A 249-nucleotide genomic window follows, 5' to 3' on the forward strand; every position below is an offset into this window, starting at 1 on the left:
CCAGCAGTCCGACGAGCAGTGGCGAGCCAAGTACGGAACCCGCGCGGGCATCGAGGGAACCATTCACCAGGCCGTGGCGGTCACCGGGATGAGACGTGCCCGCTACCTCGGTCTCCAGAAGACCCACCTGGAGCACGTCTTCTCCGCCGTCGCGCTCAACCTCATTCGCCTCGATGCCTGGTGGAACGGCCACCCGCTCGACCGCACCCGCGTCAGTCACCTTGCCCGCCTCGGCCTCTCTCTCGCCGC

The 249-nt window shown here is 68.3% G+C and carries 1 protein-coding gene; it reads left to right on the plus strand.

What is annotated here, in order from left to right; genetic code table 11:
- Nucleotides 1-249: transposase (locus IG99_RS43905; RefSeq protein ID WP_037684694.1), on the plus strand; the 249-nt coding region annotated here is incomplete at both ends.

It is taken from the genome of Streptomyces griseus subsp. griseus, assembly GCF_000720255.1.
Taxonomy (GTDB): Bacteria; Actinomycetota; Actinomycetes; order Streptomycetales; family Streptomycetaceae; genus Streptomyces; species Streptomyces griseus_I.